Origin of the sequence: Microbacterium sp. 18062, assembly GCF_902706225.1 — a bacterium.
GTDB lineage: Bacteria > Actinomycetota > Actinomycetes > Actinomycetales > Microbacteriaceae > Microbacterium.
In genome coordinates, this window is record NZ_CACSKB010000443.1 from 1 (window position 1) to 430 (window position 430).

Sequence of the window (430 nt, forward strand, 5' to 3'; positions counted from 1 at the left end):
CCGCGGGATCGGCGGTCGCTGGAACGGGCCCGCGAGGCCACCGATTACGACCGGTACCGGCTGGGCATGGAGCAGGGCGTGCTCCAGGGTCGGATCACCGGCACCCCGCATTCGGACCCGTACGAGGCGGCCGCCGAGGCCTACCGCGTCGTGAACAGGGCGCACCGCCATCTCTCCCACATCGATGACAGGGGCGTGCTGGACGATCGGGAAGTGGCGCGCGGGCTCTACGAGTCCCATCCGGAGTTCCGCTATCCGGACGCCCGGGACTGACGCACCTGCGGCGGCGCGACGGGCCCGGGGGCGCGTCAGCGGCGCGACAGCAGCATCGCGTCGCCGTAGCTGAAGAACCGGTAGCGCTCGGCGATCGCGTGCCGGTACAGATCCATCGCGTGGCCGTAGCCCGTGAAGGCGCTGATCCGCATCCTCC

2 protein-coding genes are annotated in these 430 nt (G+C 71.4%); one reads left to right on the forward strand and one right to left on the reverse strand.

What is annotated here, in order from left to right:
* A partial coding sequence (locus tag GVL03_RS20605) for a hypothetical protein (protein ID WP_159502692.1) occupies positions 1-273 on the forward strand: 273 nt, incomplete at its 5' end.
* A gap of 35 nt (positions 274-308) precedes the next feature.
* Here the strand turns inward: GVL03_RS20605 and GVL03_RS24090 are convergent.
* Complete coding sequence (locus tag GVL03_RS24090; protein WP_373683856.1) at positions 309-425, reverse strand: S-adenosylmethionine:tRNA ribosyltransferase-isomerase; 117 nt, start codon at positions 423-425, stop codon at positions 309-311.
* Positions 426-430: the final 5 nt, after the last annotated feature.

Coding starts and splice junctions, on each gene's coding strand:
- GVL03_RS24090 (WP_373683856.1), bottom strand. CDS start 425: ATGCGGATCAGCGCCTTCACGGGCTACGGCCACGCGATGGATCTGTAC.